The 15,524-nt window shown below is 35.9% G+C and carries 12 protein-coding genes; 10 read left to right on the forward strand and 2 right to left on the reverse strand.

The features are described 5' to 3' along the window. The first annotated feature begins 7 nt into the window (after positions 1-7). The 6 genes from rhaM to ACNC7R_RS10575 all read left to right on the forward strand — a co-directional run bounded on the left by rhaM (position 8) and on the right by ACNC7R_RS10575 (position 4,761). Positions 8-322 carry an L-rhamnose mutarotase gene (gene rhaM, locus ACNC7R_RS10550; RefSeq protein ID WP_417941050.1) on the forward strand — a complete coding sequence of 105 codons (315 nt, stop codon included), beginning with the start codon at positions 8-10 and terminating at the stop codon, positions 320-322. Positions 323-380: 58 nt separating this feature from the next. Next, a complete protein-coding gene (locus tag ACNC7R_RS10555; RefSeq protein ID WP_417941051.1) occupies positions 381-1,463 on the forward strand; it encodes a PKD domain-containing protein in 1,083 nt (360 codons plus the stop codon). Positions 1,464-1,481: 18 nt separating this feature from the next. After that, positions 1,482-2,765, forward strand: a complete 1,284-nt coding sequence (locus tag ACNC7R_RS10560; protein WP_417941052.1) for a DUF4861 family protein — start codon at positions 1,482-1,484, stop codon at positions 2,763-2,765. 33 nt (positions 2,766-2,798) lie between these two features. Further along, positions 2,799-4,151 carry a glycoside hydrolase family 88/105 protein gene (locus tag ACNC7R_RS10565; protein ID WP_417941053.1) on the forward strand — a complete coding sequence of 451 codons (1,353 nt, stop codon included), beginning with the start codon at positions 2,799-2,801 and terminating at the stop codon, positions 4,149-4,151. Between the two features lie 204 nt (positions 4,152-4,355). Continuing rightward, positions 4,356-4,559, forward strand: coding sequence for a hypothetical protein (locus ACNC7R_RS10570; RefSeq protein WP_417941054.1), 204 nt, complete (start codon positions 4,356-4,358; stop codon positions 4,557-4,559). Between the two features lie 46 nt (positions 4,560-4,605). Further along, positions 4,606-4,761, forward strand: coding sequence for a hypothetical protein (locus ACNC7R_RS10575; RefSeq protein ID WP_417941055.1), 156 nt, complete (start codon positions 4,606-4,608; stop codon positions 4,759-4,761). Between the two features lie 182 nt (positions 4,762-4,943). Here the strand turns inward: ACNC7R_RS10575 and ACNC7R_RS10580 are convergent, their stop codons facing one another. Continuing rightward, positions 4,944-7,844 (reverse strand): sugar-binding domain-containing protein, encoded by a 2,901-nt coding sequence (locus ACNC7R_RS10580; protein WP_417941056.1) that lies wholly within the window; start codon positions 7,842-7,844, stop codon positions 4,944-4,946. A gap of 304 nt (positions 7,845-8,148) precedes the next feature. Here ACNC7R_RS10580 and ACNC7R_RS10585 point away from each other — a divergent pair, with 304 nt between their 5' ends. The 4 genes from ACNC7R_RS10585 (at position 8,149) to ACNC7R_RS10600 (ending at position 13,785) form a co-directional block, all read left to right on the forward strand. Next, complete coding sequence (locus ACNC7R_RS10585) at positions 8,149-9,477, forward strand: glycoside hydrolase family 28 protein (RefSeq protein WP_417941057.1); 1,329 nt, start codon at positions 8,149-8,151, stop codon at positions 9,475-9,477. Between the two features lie 94 nt (positions 9,478-9,571). Further along, positions 9,572-12,013, forward strand: coding sequence for a glycosyl hydrolase 115 family protein (locus ACNC7R_RS10590; RefSeq protein ID WP_417941058.1), 2,442 nt, complete (start codon positions 9,572-9,574; stop codon positions 12,011-12,013). A gap of 30 nt (positions 12,014-12,043) precedes the next feature. Continuing rightward, on the forward strand, positions 12,044-13,411 hold the full coding sequence (locus tag ACNC7R_RS10595; RefSeq protein WP_417941059.1) for a sulfatase-like hydrolase/transferase: 1,368 nt from the start codon (positions 12,044-12,046) through the stop codon (positions 13,409-13,411). Between the two features lie 197 nt (positions 13,412-13,608). After that, positions 13,609-13,785, forward strand: coding sequence for a histone H1 (locus tag ACNC7R_RS10600; protein WP_031453507.1), 177 nt, complete (start codon positions 13,609-13,611; stop codon positions 13,783-13,785). 172 nt (positions 13,786-13,957) lie between these two features. On the opposite strand, the gene ACNC7R_RS10605 is transcribed toward ACNC7R_RS10600, so the two are convergent. Beyond that, the gene (locus tag ACNC7R_RS10605) at positions 13,958-15,463 is read right to left on the reverse strand and encodes a rhamnogalacturonan acetylesterase (RefSeq protein WP_417941060.1); all 1,506 of its coding nucleotides are present in this window, start codon (positions 15,461-15,463) and stop codon (positions 13,958-13,960) included. Positions 15,464-15,524: the final 61 nt, after the last annotated feature.

Below are 15,524 nucleotides of genomic sequence, written 5' to 3' on the forward strand. Positions count from 1 at the left end.
AAAAATTATGATAAGAAATGCTTTCAAAATGAAATTAAAACCGGGATTTGAACTTGAATACAAAAAGCGTCATGATGAAATCTGGCCTGAACTGGCAAGCCTGCTTTCTGAAACGGGCATACAGGATTACAGTATTTTTCTGGATGAAGAAACACTGATACTTTTTGCTGTTCAAAAAATAAGTGACGACTTCGATTTTGATTTATTGCCAAATCATCCGATTGTTAAAAAATGGTGGGCCTATATGGGTGATATTATGGAAACCAATCCGGATAATTCTCCAGTTGCTATTGGTCTGAAGGAGGTTTTTCATTTAGATTGATATTCCTCCGATTATTCAAAAAGCAGCTTTGAATCCGAGTAAAAATTAAATTATACTTATGAAAGTTCATACAAACAATACATTTTTTTGGGCGATACTATTTTGCACGTTGTTTCAATGCTGGTCACAAGACATCAGGACTTTTAAAGTTTTTCAGTTTCCGGCGAATAAAATTCCAACGATAGACGGAAAGGTGGATGACTGGAAAATGGTTCCTGAAAGTTATACTGTTGGAATGGATCAGTTGTGGGAAGACAGCGGAAAACAGGTCAAAGCAAATCCTGAAAATTTAGACGTAAGCGTTAAGGTTGCCTGGGTGAAAGGACTGAACCGCTTGTATTTTTTATATGAAGCGTATGATGATTACTGGGATTTTTCGTTGCCGGGACTTCACAATGATACGTTTGAAGTGATTGTTGACGCCGATCAGTCGGGCGGACCATTTATAGACAGGTTTCATCCTAATCCGGCATTGACAAATACAATGGATGCCTATTTTTCTTATCACGGAGTTCATGCTCAAAATTATCATATTTTTACTCCTGCAGAAGGAAAAGACTGGACTCTCGTTTGGGGTAGCCAGCCCTGGATCAAAGAATTGCCTTATGCAAATGCTGCAACCAATTATAATTTCAAAGCGGGAGAATCAGGAAAACTGACATTAGAATTCTGGATTACTCCTTTTGATTATGCAGGAAACGATGTGTCCAGAGCAGTAGAATCCATATTGGAAGAAAATAAAAATATCGGTCTCTGCTGGGCAGTTATCGATTATGATGATGTGAATAAGGAAACAAATAATGGTTTTTGGAATCTTTCAAAAGAACATAAAATGTATGGAAATGCTTCTTACAGCCTTCCTTTTAAATTAATGCCTTTAGAAAAACAATTCCAAAAAGATATAAATGCAAAATGGACATTCAACGTAATTGATAAAAATAAAAGAGCAGTAGCTTTTATTAATCAGTCTGAGGGTGAAATTGAATCATACAAATGGGATTTTGGAGACGGAAGTTTTTCGACAGAAAAAAATCCGGTTCATGAATATAAAGAGGCCGGAAAATATGTTGTAGTTTTAGATGTTTCAGGATCAAAAGGAAAATCAAGATTGTCAAAAATCTGGGATGTTGCGGTCAAATAATAGTAAAAAATTAAAATGATGAAATCAAAATTCTGTTTTTCAATTGCGTTATCGGCTATGATTTTTTTAAGTTGTAAAGCGCAAAAATCACAATCAGCTAAAATTGTTTTAGCCAATAATTCAGATTTGGCGCTGCCACAAAAGGCAGTTTCAATAAAAAGAATTACGCTTAAAGCAAAGGAAATCGAAAAATCTTTTCCAATAATATTGCAAAATTCAGATACTATTCCGGCTCAGGTAAATGATTTAGATGGCGACGGAAAATGGGATGAATTATTTTTTGTAGCCGATTTTGTAGCCAAAGAAAAGAAAATAGTTGAATTAAAATGGACCAAAACTGATCCGAAATATATCGTAAAAACGAGTGCCAGATTCGGGAAAAGAGAAGCTGAAAACTTGTCGGTACAGCCAGCGACCCAAGAAGTTTTAATGGCGAATCAGGTGTATAAAAAACTAGGTTTTCAAAAATACCAGACTGATGGGCCAACCTGGGAAAATGATAAAGTAGGTTTCAGGCATTATCTGGATGGAAGAAACAGCAAAGATGTTTTTGGTAAACGAAATCCTATAATTACACCAGAAAATGTTGGAATCAGCAGCACAGGAGCTGTAGAAGATAATTATCATCAGATGCACGACTGGGGCAGGGATATTTTTCCTGTTGGCACTTCAGCCGGATTAGGAGGATACGGATTACTTGTGGGAGATGAAATCAACAGACTTGGGATTCTGATCAATGATACGATAAATAATGTTGAAAAAACGACTTTCAAAATTGTAAGCGAAGGCCCGGTAAATTCGGTTTTAAGTTATAAATATCAAAACTGGCAGGCTTCAGGAAACAATTATCAGGTAGAGGAAACTGCTTCAATCTGGCCGGGAATGTATGGCTATAAAAACACCGTTTCTTTAAACGGGTTAAAAGGGAACGAAACGCTGGTTATTGCGCTTTCGAACATCAACAATCAAAATCCGTTGCAGGTTATTGATTCGGGAGATTATGTTTGTTTTATTCAGCATGATAAATTAACGTACGAAAGACAATGGATATTGGGAACGGCTATAATTATTCCGAAAAATAGTTATAAAGGATATATTGAAGCTCCTAAGACTGGCAAATTAACCAATTCTTATTTGATAAAAGTCAGTACAAAAAACAATCAGCCAATTAGTTATTACCCAATCGCAGGCTGGGAGCTGAGCGCAGATCAAAACTTTAAAGATTCTGCTTATTTCAGTAATTATGTAACCACTCTGGCGAAACAGCTTTCTGCCAAAATAGAGGTTCAAATAGGCAAATAATAAAACACTTTTACTAACTAAAAATAGCTGACCATGACCTATAAACCGACTAAAATCATAACTCTACTTTTTTTTGGTGCCTGCAGTTTTGCAAATGCCCAGACTAATGATGCTACCACACCATTACATTTAATGCAGCCTGATTATCCAACACCTTATGTTATTCCGCAAAAGGAAAACATAAAAGCGGTTTTGGACAGGGTTTATAATTTCTTAGATAAAAATTCGGCTTCTAAAATTATAAATGCCACAACAAAGGCTGAAATTACTGATTATAAAAAAAATAAAGAAGACATCATTTTTGAACCAGGAGCATTTAGACTGACCAGTTATGAATGGGGTGTTACCTATGCCGGAATGCTTTTGGCTTCTAAGGCTACAGGTGAAAAATATTTTGCAGATTATTCGAATAAGAGAATACAATTAATCGCAGATGTTGCCGAAATTATCCAGGAAAAAAATATCAAAGATAAAGACATGCTTAAAACGCTCCATCCCGAAGCATTAGATTTTGCCGGAGCGCTTTGTGCAGCTTTTATCAAAGCCAAAAAAGACGGTTTAAAAGCTAATATTGATCCTTTGGTAAACAATTACATCCATTTTATCAGTAAGGAGCAGTTTCGATTAAAAGACGGAACTCTGGCCAGAAACAGACCACAGGACAATACACTTTGGTTAGACGATATGTTTATGAGTGTACCGGCTTTGGCTCAAATGGGAAGTTACACCGGAGATGGTAGATATTTTGATGATGCTGTAAAACAAGTGAATCAGTTTTCTAAAAGAATGTTTAACGATCAAAAAGGAATTTACATGCACGGCTGGGTGGAGTCTATGGAAGTTCATCCACAGTTTCATTGGGCAAGGGCAAATGGCTGGGCTATAATGGCTATGGTAGAATTACTTGAAGTTTTACCTGAAAATCATCCTGGGTATCCGCAGATCCTGTCACAATTGCAAAAACACATTGCAGGATTAGTACAGTATCAGCATGGTACCGGTTTTTGGCATCAGTTACTGGATAGAAATGATTCATATCTCGAAACTTCTGCTACTGCCATTTATACGTATTCAATTGCCAGAGCTATTAATCGTGGCTATGTTGATAAAATGACCTACGGTCCGGCTGTTTTATTAGGCTGGAATGCAGTAGCCTCAAAAGTAAACGACAAAGGTCAGGTAGAAGGAACCTGTGTAGGTACCGGAATGGGATTTGACCCTGCTTTTTACTATTATCGTCCGATAAATGTTTTTGCTGCTCACGGTTATGGCCCGGTTTTATTGGCTGGTGCTGAGGTTATTTTATTGTTGAAGGAAAATCAGTTTCAGATAAACGACAGTGCAATACAATTAAAAGTGGAAGGAAAGGACAATCTTCATAAATAAGGATTCAGTTAAATGTTATTTGTAAAAAGTTAGAAGTTTTACCAAAGTTTGAAATTTCACATAAAATTTAATTCCCTCCAGTTCAGCTGGAGGTTAAAAACTTCTTCTTCTTAGGCTTTAGCCAAATTAACGCCAAAATGAAAACTTAGAGTCTTTGCAAGATTAATTAAGTTAGTAATTCTTCATTCTCAAAATGAAAATATCATGAGATTAAAATCCACATTAAATTTACTTTGTCTATTTGTTGCTATAGTAGCTTTTAGTCAGATTGACAACCAGTTGCCATCAGAAAGAAAGATAATGAAACATCCCGTTACAGGTCAGGAATTAATTTTCTTAACCACAAAATTTACAGGAGATTCCAAAACCTATCCAACACACTCTCAATGGACAGCAGATGGGCAGTGAGAGATGATTTTTGCAGAAGTCTATAATTGATTGAAACACAAATGAAATGATGCTGCAGACGACAGGACATAAAACAACAGCAGCCGACCATGTTTATCCCACTTTTGACAGGAACGGAACGAAAATCCAGATTCAGTTGGTATTTCTTTCTGAAGATAATCGTACCATGAATATCTGTATTGTGAATGTTCCGAAAGAATGACTAAAACGAAAAGTTAAATAACCAAAAGTTTGTTTTCGATTAGTAAAACGTTATAATATTTCAATATCAAAAAAGCGTTTGTAAAACTAATTTTTATAAACGCTTTTTATTTGTATATAAATTATTTAACTATAACTATTAAAAGTTTAAATTGAAATATTTTTATTGGTTCAATTATAGCACTATTTCACTTTATTCTGATTAGAATTTGGTTTCAGCTCGTCCGGGCTGTCTTTGGTAAACGTTTTGAATTGTTCTTTTGACGGACTCACGAAAATATCGTTTAAGACATCAAAGCTCAATTCTTCTTTTGGGGCGAAAGCATCAGAATTCATGTATTTTTGTAAGGAAATAAACAATTGTTTTGCAGCAGGTTTATTTTCTAAATTTGGGCCTAAATCGGCACTGCTCACAATAATTTTTCCTTTACCCACTTTAGCTTCTAGTATTAATGCCAGTCTGCGGTTCATAAACCAGGTGTCGATAGGCTGAACCAGCGGACGGAAATTTGCCGGAAAATCTTCAAGATTCATCACCTGAGAGCGGTTTTGAATTTCCCACCATTGCAAGTCACTATGAAAACTAGTTGGGAAACTGGCAAACGCAGGACTTGTATCCTGAATAAGCATTCCGGTAACGTGTGGAGGACGCATTTTAAACCACGAAGTGTTCCAGAAAACAGGAAGAAAGTGCATTTCTACTTCTTTCCCTTTTACAGCCTTGCCTGATGCATTTAAAAATACTTTCCCACCATTTTGCAACACCTCTTTAGCTTTATCATCTAAAACAGGGGTGTAATAAACAGAGGAAGTTATTTCCGTATTATTTTCAGGATATACCCAAAAATTCCAATCGTTTGCAAAAGGAGTATTATTGACTTTTACTTCAAGATTCAGTTTGGATGCTTCTTTTATTTCTGCTAATGGAAAAGTCAGATTTCCAACCAAAATACCGTTCCCATTCCCAAAAGTTTTAGCGTTAAAATTACCCCCGGAAAGAATGTTTCCTTTTTCATTTTTAATCGTCCAGCTAATTACGGCATTTTGTAAAGGATTTTTGCCTGAGTGAAAAAGCGCTATTTCGGCCTTAAAAGTTTCAGTATTGGTATAAACAAATTTTGGGACTTTCAGTAACGGAACTGTTTCATTACAAAATCGCTTATATTCCTGAGAAGTTACATATCCTTTTTCCTGAAAAAAAACATCCAAAACACCTACTAAAGCGGTTCCCTGACCCGGAAAGTCCTGTAATCCTAAGGCTTGAAATCCGGCATATCCGGGAGTTCTCAGCATTTTTTCAATTTCGTTTTTATAACATAACACCTGCAGTTTTCCTGAGGCTTTTAAAAAATCTCTTGCCTGATTGGCCATGTGGTGATCTGCAAGATCCTGGCGGAACATTTCGAAATTTTTAGCCCTGTAAACTCCTTTGTATTTCGGTATTTCTTCAAAATTTGGAAAAACACAATACTGGCCGATTTCGTGTGCGACAAATGGCACTTTAAAAGGAGCAATTCCGGCGCTGAAATCTGATTCGGTTTCCGGTAATTTATTCCAGTTCAAACCCCGTACACCTCCACGCAACTGGTATTCCGCATTTGGAACCACAGGCCAGCTTCCTCCAACCGACATTCCGGTGTAAACCCTTCTGCTGTCTTTGGCTTTCCAAAAATCCACAAAGGCATTCAGATACTCTACCTGTTTTCCTGCAGGCTCATTTCCGGCTGATAACATCGTAAACGAAGCATAATTGCCATACTCTTTTGTCATTCGTATGGTCTCATCATACAAGAATTGGTCAATCGGCTGACCTAATCCTATTTTTGGACCATGATTGGGCCAGCTTGGTGCTTCTGGCTGCAAATAGATTCCGGTTTTGTCTGCTGCAATAAAGGCTGCTTCGGGCGGACACCACGAATGAAAGCGAACATGATTTAAACCATAAGATTTGATCGTTTTAAAAATTTTATCCCAGGCTTCTACTGTGGTGGCGGGATAACCTGTCATTGGAAATTCGCAATTATGCACGGTTCCGCGAAGAAATACGGGTACTTCATTAATCAAAAACTGATTTCCTTTTATTTTAAATTCCCGCATCCCAAACTGGATATTTTTCTCTGATTGTATTCCTTTAGCATTTAGTTTTACGGTCAGATGATACAAAGCCGGATCAAATTCATCCCAGGTCAGCATGTCTTTTCCAAACGGAAGTTCTATTTCAATAATTTTGCTGTCAGCGCCAGAAATAGTCACCTGATTGGTAATTTCTTTGGTCTGGTCTGATTTTGGGCTGTTGAAACTTTTTGCAGACAAGGACAACTTTCCATTAAATTCATTTGCTGTGCTATTATTTAAAATGATTTTTACACGTGCTTTTCTGTTTTTTATATCCGGATAAATTTGAACATCATCAATATAAACAGGCGATAATGATTCTAAAGCTATTTTACCAATGATACCATTCCAGTTTCCCTGTGTGTGATCCGTAACGCTATGGGAATCGGGACCCATATTTATTTTAGTAATACGGTTATCAATCCGGATAGATATACGCTGTTTCCCCGGTGAAAGAAATGTACTTAAATCGTAAACATGTGGTGCTACTAATGAGTTTTGCAATCCCACTTCTTTATCATTTATCCAGACTCTTGTTTCTATATGGGCTCTTTCTAAATGAAGGAGAATTCGTTTGCCTTTCCAGTCTGCAGGGACATTCACTTCCTTCTGATACCATGCCGCTCCCACATAATGTTTGGCAGGTGTCAGCCAAAACGGTATGTGTATATTTCCTGGCTGGCGGTATTTCTCCAATCGTGGAATAAAATAGAAAGAACTGTCATAGATCGAGCCTGTCCATTTTGTTTTTAGTGTGATATCATCTCCCTTTAGAAATTCGGCCATAGAACCGGGAAGTTTTATAACATCAGACAGTTTTCTGCTATACCATTTTTGGGTTACTCCTTCATCATTCCGGTCAATCTCAAAATGCCAGCTGCCATCCAGATTAATTTTGTCATTTTTAAAACTGCTTAGAGTAAATAAAGCAGTCATTAACAAGCAGATGTAGGTATATTTCTTTATCATGAAAAGGATTTTACAAAAGTAAAAATAAAGTAATAGGGCATAAGTCTTATCCTGCAGCATCCTGTCTTTTTTATTTAACAATTATAACGGATAGTACAGGATACAAAAAAAAATAGAATAGAATAAATTTGATGAAATATGAATCAGAATTTTAAAAATAAACTGAAATAATTATTTTATTTTTAAATATTTAAGAAAAAGAATTCTTATATCACGAAGATTAAAATTGTCGATAAGCAGCATAGTATATTCTATCAGCCAAATTATAATTATACCTCATAAAATTTAAAAACCAAAAAACGCAATGAAAAGATTACTGACACTAGCAATCTGCATTTTGGGAATTACCCAGCCTGCATTTTCTCAAAATTATAAAAACGATACCTTTCCCGACGGAAGTGCTATTACACCCTGGTTTAAAGATTACACCAAACTTCAGATGAAAGACTTAGGAAAACAATATACCATTACAGATTTTGGAGTAACGAAAGACAGTACCAAAATTCAAACCGTAGAGATTCAAAAAGTTATTGATAAAGCAGCGAAAAGTGGTGGAGGAGTAATTGTGATTCCAAAAGGAGTTTTCCTTAGCGGGGCTTTGTTTTTCAAGCCAAAAACAAGTTTATATCTTGCTGAAGGAGGAACTCTAAAAGGTTCTGATAATATTGCCAATTATCCCATTATGCCATCCAGAATGGAAGGTCAGAACCTTGATTATTTTCCGGCTTTGGTCAATGCGTATGGTGTTGATAATTTTTCTATTTCAGGAAAAGGAACAATCAACGGAAATGGTTATAAATACTATGAAGCTTTCTGGGCAAGACGAAAAATCAATCCAAAATGTACCAATCTTGAAGTGTCAAGACCAAGACTGGTTTTTGTATGGAATTCCAATAATGTACAATTTCAGGATGTAAAATTGATCAATTCCGGTTTTTGGACGAATCATTTTTACAAATGTAATAATGTGAAATTGCTGGATGTGTATATTTTCTCTCCTCATTTAGAAATCAAAGCTCCAAGTACGGATGCAATTGATGTTGATATCTGTACCAATGTTTTGATAAAAGGCTGTTATATGTCGGTAAATGATGATGCAGTTGCCTTAAAAGGAGGAAAAGGTCCTTATGCAGATCAGGACAAAAATAATGGAGGAAATGCTAATATCATTATTGAAGACTGTACATACGGATTTTGCCATTCTGCTTTAACAAACGGAAGCGAATCTATTCACAACAAAAACGTCATCATGCGCAATTGTACCATTGAAGGTGCAACCAGAATGTTATGGCTGAAAATGAGACCTGATACACCTCAGAGATACGAGTATATCAGAGTTGAGGATATTAAGGGAACAGCAAAAAACTGTTTGGTTGTTCTGGCATGGAAACAATTTTTTGATTTAAAGGGACGTCCTGATATTCCACTGTCTTATGGTGATCATGTGACTTTAAAAAATATCGATATGAAATCAGATACGTTTTTTAATGTCGAAAAAGATCCAAATGTTCGATTGTCTAATTTTACATTTGAGAACCTGAATATTGAAGCAACAAAAACAGCTATAGATAAAAGTATTGTAGACGGAATTACCTTAAAGAATGTGCTTTTAAACAAGCAGTTGGTGGAGTAATTTTTTCTAATAATTTAAAGATGCAGAAGTTCAAAGTTGTAACGTAATCAGTTGTAAGCTTTGAACTTTTGTTTTTAGATAAATAAACTTAAATATGAACAAAAATATACTTGCAAGGTTGCTGTTATTGCTTATTTTTTTGAGTAACAACATGTACAGTCAGGATAAAAACGCAGTTCATTTTTCAATTGCAGATTCCGATCAGTTAACTACAATTTATATCGATAAAAATACAGACGAATTAGTTCTCTGGGCTGTAAATGAACTGGCTGATAATGTAAAAGAAATCACCGGTAAAAGACCTGAAATTATTCCGGATCAGACCATTTCGAAAAAAGGAATGTATATCGGACAGGTTTCGTCTGTTTTTTTTAAGTCAAAATCAAATGATTTGTCTGGTCAGTGGGAGAAATTTTTAATCAAAAAAGAAAAAGAAAATCTTTTGGTAGTTGGAAGTGATGTAAGAGGAACAGTTTATGCCATTTTTGAGATCACAGAGCGTCTGGGAATTTCTCCATGGAAATGGTGGGCAGATGTCCATCCGATAAAAAAAGAAAAACTTGCGTTGCAGCTTCCTCAAAAAGGCATCATTTCATCGCCATCAGTACAATATAGAGGGATTTTTCTAAATGATGAAGACTGGGGACTTGAGCCTTGGGCTGAGAAAACATTCGAACCGGAAGTCGGAAACATCGGACCCAAAACCTACGAAAAGATATTTCAATTATTATTACGTTTAAAAGCCAACACCATCTGGCCCGCAATGCATCCGTGTACAAAAGGTTTTTTTACCCTTCCGGGGAATAAGGAAGTGGCTCAAAAGTACCATATCGTTATCGGTTCTTCCCATGCTGAACCAATGCTTCGAAATAATGTTGATGAATGGAAACCCAATATTCACGGAGAGTACAATTATTTTACCAATAAAACACAGGTAGATAAATACTGGCAGGACCGATTGGGTGAATTAAAATCGGCTCAAAATGAAACCATTATGACCTTAGGTATGCGTGGTGTTCATGACAGTAAAATGGAAGGCGCTAAAGATCTTAAAGAATCAATTGAGATGGTTGAAAAAATCATTTTAAATCAGCGTGAGATGCTTTCGAACACTTTTAAAAAACCGTTAAAAGAGATTCCTCAGGCTTTTGTTCCGTACAAAGAAGTATTAGAGTTATATGACAACGGACTAAGAGTCCCGGATGATATAACACTCGTTTGGCCAGATGATAATTACGGGTATATTCGTCGTCTCAGCAATGAAGAAGAGCAAAAAAGGGTAGGGGGAAGCGGTGTTTATTACCACATCAGTTATTGGGGAAGACCGCACGATTATCTTTGGCTGAGCACAACACAGCCGGGCTTAATCTGGTACGAAATGACCAAAGCGTATGAAAATGGGGCAAAAAAAATGTGGATTGTAAATGTAGGGGATATAAAACCCGCAGAATACAACACAGAACTTTTTCTGGATTTAGCGTGGGATATTAATAGTATAAAATCGGATGGAATCAATCACTACCTGAAAGATTGGCTTACCAGAGAGTTTTCTCCCCAAATTGCAGAATATTTAGACCCTGTTTTTCAAGAATATTACCGATTAGCATTTCTCAGAAAGCCAGAATATATGGGTTGGAGCCAGACTGAACCAACTACGCCAATTAAGCTTTCTGATTTTACGGAAGAAGAATGCCTGGAAAGAATAAAAGTTTACGATAATCTAATTAATGAGGTGGATATTTGGCAATCTGCCGTTGCTGTGGATAAAGGTCAAATGGTTCCTGATGAAAGACAAGACGCTTATTTTCAATTGGTAACTTACCCAATTAAAGCAGCTGCCTATATGAACCACAAATTTTTATACTGGAATCTGGCTGCTATGACAATCGATTTAGAGCAAAAGGAAAATTATCTGAATTTATCGGCAAAAGCTTATGAAAGAATCAAAGAGCTTACAGTATATTACAATAACAGATTAAGTAAAGGGAAATGGAACCAAATGATGTCCATGCATCCGAGAAATTTGCCGGTTTTTGATTCGATAAAAGTGCCAGCTATTTCACAAGAAGTTGCTGCAAAACCAAGTTCCAAACCAACTATTACAATTAATGCAAATAGTTTTGTTGTAAATAAAGCTGCAAAAAACTATAAATGGGAAAAAATAAACGGTTTAGGATATAGTAATAATTCGGTTACTTTGTTTCCGTTTAAACATTCTTATTTTGCTGAAAGACCTTCGGTTTCCTATGAATTTGACACTGAAAAAACCGGTGATTATGAAATAGAAATTCATTTACTTCCAACTCATGCAAATAATTTCGATCATCAGATTGAAGTACAGGTAGATGCAAGTAAAGGGCAGTTATTTGCAATTAATACAAAAGACCGTGACAAAACATGGAAAGAGAATGTATTACGAAATAGTGCCATTGTAAAGTTACCTGTTCCGATTACTAAAGGAAAACATACGATTACTATTGCTGTAAATCAGACAGGAATTGTATTGGATTATATCACTGTTACTACTAAAATCTAAGATGAATCAAATTTTAAAATGATAAAAAATATGAATACAAAAAAGCAATTGTTAGTACTGTTATCGTTTTGTTTTTCAGTTTCGTATAGTCAGAAGAATGAAAAGGCTTCACTGGAAAAACCGAATGTCATTTTGATCATTGCTGATGATGCGGGGTGGAATGATGTTGGTTATCACGGTTCGGAAATCAAGACTCCGAACATTGATTTTTTAGCCAAAAATGGGGTAGAACTGGATCGGTTTTATGTCAATCCAACCTGCTCTCCTTCAAGAGCGAGTTTGTTTACCGGAAAGCCAGCGAGCCGTATGGGAATCGTAGCTCCGATTAGCGATAAAAGTCAGTTGAAACTCCCGGATTCAATTCCGACATTGCCAAAGCTATTACATAAAAACAACTATCAGACAGTACTTGTAGGAAAATGGCATCTTGGGTTGCAGCCGAGCAGTGGACCAAAAGCGTATGGATTTGATTATTCGTATGGTTTTCTTCATGGGCAATTAGACCAGTACACTCATTTATATAAAAATGGAGATAAAACCTGGTATCGAAATGGTGAATTTATAGAGGAAAAAGGGCATGTAACAGACTTGCTTACCAATGAAGCCATTAAATGGATTTCGGAAATAAGAGATCCAAAGAAAAACTTCTTTTTAGAGGTAGCTTACAGTGCACCGCATTTTCCTTTGCAGGAGGAACAAAAATGGAAAGATCCCTACATGAATTCGATAAATAACAGCTCGCGAAGGGATTACGCTGCGGCGATGAGCCACATGGATCATAGTATCGGGATATTGCTTGAAAAACTGAAGCAGCTGAAGCTGGATAAAAATACGCTGATAATCTTTATGAGCGATAATGGTGCTATGCAGGATTGGGACTCTAAAAACGAATATAACGGCATTCATCCATCTAATACTACTCTCGGAGATAATACACCGCTCAGGGACTGGAAAACTTCAAATTATGAAGGAGCTATAAGGGTTCCTTGTCTATTTTACTGGAAAGATTATTTAAAGAAATATAAAAATGATAATTACATTTCGGTTATAGATTTATTACCAACTATTTTGTCATTAGCAGGAGATCATAATCTTCCAAAAAGTATTGAAGGTAAAAATGTCTGGACAGCAGTTTTAGAAAATAAAGAAATTGCTGGTCAGGAAATTTATGTTAGAGGTCATTTACAGGAATCTTTAATTAAAAAGCCATGGAAAATAATCCGAACCAGACATGCTAATGCTCCTGCTGATTTAGAACTTTATAATATTGAAAAAGACCCGGAGGAAAAGAAAAACAGGATACTGGAAGAGAAGTCTATAGCTGAAAAAATGGAAATTGCTCTGGAAAATCAATTTAAAGAAGATGCTAAAAAGGTGAATTATGAGAAAATTAAGTAGTTTTGAGCGCTTCTGTTGTATTGATATTTATAAATTATAAAGTTTTTGTTTTTCTAATTAACTGGTTTTTAGGGATAAAAAGTGTAAAAAAAAGAATAGTAACTGAATGCGGAAAAACTGTGATAATTTTAACACTAAACTTACGTTATCTATAGAGCAAACTTTTATTTTTGCGACTTAATTTAACATATATAAGCATGAAAGATCTATTAGTAAAAATCAACGCTGAATTAGAAGTATTCAAAACAGAATCTGAATCATTATCTGAAAAAGGTGTTAAAGCAGCAGGCGCAAGAGCACGTAAATCATCTTTAGAGATTGAAAAACTTTTAAAAGAGTTCAGAAAAGTTTCTATCGAAGAATCAAAAAAATAATATTCTTACAGAAGCAAAAAACCTCGTTCAATTTAAACGAGGTTTTTTTATGCATTAAAAGTGAAAAGTGAAAAACTGCAAATTCTCCGTTCACATAATTTATATTCGACACTATCCTAAAACATTTTACATCTAACATTTTACATCTAACATTTTACAGATACCATATAACTTACTTCGAAATTTCAATATACTGCCTCAGTCCGCAGTCTTTTATTTTTTTAAGACTTTCAGCTACTGTAAGTGCATTAAAAGCAGCCCCTTCAGCTCCTGTGTGCGTATGATCTTTCGGAAAAAACGGTTTTACTTTTTCTATGCCTAGAGCTTCGTATTTTTGGGCTACAATTTCGTTCAGGTCAATATAAAATGCTTTTTCTCTTTCAGCAGCGATTTTGGACCAGTTTCCATAAGTATCGGTTCTGCGTTCTACTTTGTCGTTTGGCCATTCGTTTCTTGGCGTCTGACTTAAAACAATCGGTATAGCGCCTTTTTCTTTGCTTTCCCTTATGAACTTTTGCATGTACCAGCCAAAAGTATGAACGGTTTCGGTTATACTGTCACGAACGACAATCTGATTTTCATCTCCATTACCTTTTAATGAACCTCTAAATTTTTCTTTATCAACTGCTCCGGCATCATTATGACCAAACTGAATCATGACATAATCTCCTGGTTCCAATTGATTTCTAACTTCATCCCATAATCCTTCTTTGGTGTAAGTACGTGTACTTCTGCCGCCTCGGGCTTTATTGATTACTTCAATTCTGGTAGTATCGCAATATTTTGGAAATGCAACTCCCCAGCCAACAGCATTGGGATTATCGCCATTGTTTGCCATCGTTGAATCGCCAATTAAAAACACTCTTTTCTTAGCCGGAAGTACAATTTTCGGATTTTTTAAAATATATTTTTTTAGGGAATTTTTGCTTACTTTCAGTTCATTAACAATTAATGAAGCCGCCAATAAGGCTCCTTTCGCAGAGGGATGTGTATGATCTTTTTTATAGAAATAAGTTCCGGTTACTTTCTGTTCGCCCAGTTTTTCCATTTCAACAGCCATTTTTTCATTCAGATTGATAAAAGTTACCTTTTCTTTTTCTGCAATTTGTTTAGCCCATAATCCGTATGATTTGTCGTTTCGGGGCACTTTTCCTTCCTTCCAGTCGTTTCGTGGAATAGGAGAACAGATAATCGGAATAGCGCCTTTTGATTTGGCTTCCTGAACTAATTTCTGAATGTACCAGCCGTAAGTATGAACTGTTTCATGCTTTTTAGTAATCATATTGTCGATTTCCTGGGTTTCTGATCCAATGCCTTTGATGGTTCCTCTTGCCCGGAGTGTGTCGTTTAATGGTCCGTCATCGTTATGTCCAAACTGAATCAGCACGTAATCACCTTTTTTAAGTTTATTCAAAACTGCTGTCCACAATCCTTTATCCTGAAAAGTCCTGCTACTGGTACCGCCCAAAGCATGATTTTCGATTTTAACTTTCGTAGTGTCCAAAAACTGTCCAATATAATCTCCCCAGCCCCAAAGCCCGCCGGATCCGTCGCCGCGATCGTTTTTTACGGTTGAGTCGCCTACGGTGTAAACAGTGGGTTTATTGTTTTGTCTTGGAGTAAAATTGAAAAATAATAATCCTAAAAGTACTATTGTAATTATTTTAATCGATTTCATAATTAATTGTGAATTGTAAATTGTGAATTGTGTAATTCTGTCCAGTTTGTCATTCTGAGGA

It is taken from the genome of Flavobacterium adiutor, assembly GCF_048282555.1.
Taxonomy (GTDB): Bacteria; Bacteroidota; Bacteroidia; order Flavobacteriales; family Flavobacteriaceae; genus Flavobacterium.

Coding starts and splice junctions, on each gene's coding strand:
- rhaM (WP_417941050.1), top strand. CDS start 8: ATGATAAGAAATGCTTTCAAAATGAAATTAAAACCGGGATTTGAACTT.
- ACNC7R_RS10555 (WP_417941051.1), top strand. CDS start 381: ATGAAAGTTCATACAAACAATACATTTTTTTGGGCGATACTATTTTGC.
- ACNC7R_RS10560 (WP_417941052.1), top strand. CDS start 1,482: ATGAAATCAAAATTCTGTTTTTCAATTGCGTTATCGGCTATGATTTTT.
- ACNC7R_RS10565 (WP_417941053.1), top strand. CDS start 2,799: ATGACCTATAAACCGACTAAAATCATAACTCTACTTTTTTTTGGTGCC.
- ACNC7R_RS10570 (WP_417941054.1), top strand. CDS start 4,356: ATGAGATTAAAATCCACATTAAATTTACTTTGTCTATTTGTTGCTATA.
- ACNC7R_RS10575 (WP_417941055.1), top strand. CDS start 4,606: ATGATGCTGCAGACGACAGGACATAAAACAACAGCAGCCGACCATGTT.
- ACNC7R_RS10580 (WP_417941056.1), bottom strand. CDS start 7,844: ATGATAAAGAAATATACCTACATCTGCTTGTTAATGACTGCTTTATTT.
- ACNC7R_RS10585 (WP_417941057.1), top strand. CDS start 8,149: ATGAAAAGATTACTGACACTAGCAATCTGCATTTTGGGAATTACCCAG.
- ACNC7R_RS10590 (WP_417941058.1), top strand. CDS start 9,572: ATGAACAAAAATATACTTGCAAGGTTGCTGTTATTGCTTATTTTTTTG.
- ACNC7R_RS10595 (WP_417941059.1), top strand. CDS start 12,044: ATGAATACAAAAAAGCAATTGTTAGTACTGTTATCGTTTTGTTTTTCA.
- ACNC7R_RS10600 (WP_031453507.1), top strand. CDS start 13,609: ATGAAAGATCTATTAGTAAAAATCAACGCTGAATTAGAAGTATTCAAA.
- ACNC7R_RS10605 (WP_417941060.1), bottom strand. CDS start 15,463: ATGAAATCGATTAAAATAATTACAATAGTACTTTTAGGATTATTATTT.